At 60.8% G+C, this 956-nt stretch carries 3 protein-coding genes; all 3 read left to right on the top strand.

Annotated features, from left to right (window positions below; genetic code table 11):
- Nucleotides 1-85: 85 nt before the first annotated feature.
- Nucleotides 86-352, top strand: a complete 267-nt coding sequence (locus tag AC1DK4_RS40730) for a hypothetical protein (protein WP_441620646.1) — start codon at nt 86-88, stop codon at nt 350-352.
- A gap of 62 nt (nt 353-414) precedes the next feature.
- On the top strand, nt 415-672 hold the full coding sequence (locus tag AC1DK4_RS40725) for a hypothetical protein (protein ID WP_441620644.1): 258 nt from the start codon (nt 415-417) through the stop codon (nt 670-672).
- A gap of 95 nt (nt 673-767) precedes the next feature.
- Nucleotides 768-956, top strand: a 189-nt coding sequence (locus AC1DK4_RS40720) for a hypothetical protein (RefSeq protein ID WP_477132272.1), incomplete at its 3' end; no start/stop codon positions are given.

Genomic DNA, 956 nt, shown 5'->3' with positions numbered 1-956 from the left:
CTCCATGCGTTTGTACCTCCCGAGCGCAGAAACACTGCTCAAACCAACCGAACCCAAAGTTCAATCGCTCCCAAGGAGAACTGCCATGACTACCACCCTCGCCATCAAGGACCTGTCCGTCACCGAAGAACTCGACGCCGGCGCCATGAGCACCGTGCGCGGCGGCACCGGCTTCGTGCCCTTCGTGCCGGTGTTCAGCTCGGTCAAGCTCGACTCGACCTTCAACGCCTCGCAACTGATCGGCCAGACCCAGAACGTCGTCAACATGAATGGCAACAACGCAGCCTTCGTCGACGACATCAAGTCGCATGTCAACTCGACCCAGAACGCCCAGAACAACATCTACCGCTAAGCCGCCGGCCCCGCCGAGCGCGCCAACCGAATTYGCACATCACTGAGTACCGGAGAACTGCCATGACTACCATCGCCATCAAAGACCTGTCCGTCACCGAAGAACTCGACGCCGGCGCCATGCGCGCCGTGCGCGGCGGCTTCGTGCCCTTCATGCCCGTGTTCAGCGCGGTCAAGGTCGACTCGACCTTCAACGCCTCGCAGCTGATCGGCCAGACCCAGAATGTGGTCAACATGAACGGCAACAACGCTGCCTTCGTGGACGACATCAAGTCGCATGTCAACTCGACCCAGAACGCCCAGAACAACATCTATCGTTGAACGGCCCGGCTCGCGGAGGCGGCCTTGCCACCTCCGCAGCCAGCCAAGCCATTCAACCGCATCTGACCGTATCCAGTGAAGTCAAGGAGAGCCCCATGTCATCCATCACCGTGCGCGACCTCGCGCTGACCCAAGAACTCGACAGCAAGTCCCTGGCCGCGGTGCGCGGCGGCGCCAATACCTGGATGCAGGGACTGGGCCCGGCGGCCAACGTCAATGTCAACGTCAACCAGAACATCCTCCAGCTGCAGAGCGTCAACGTGAACACGCTCAAACACGCTCAA

It is taken from the genome of Cupriavidus sp. 05N38, from assembly GCF_056397345.1.
Note: the sequence above shows the minus strand (reverse complement) of the source record. Positions and strands in the feature narration are given on the sequence as shown.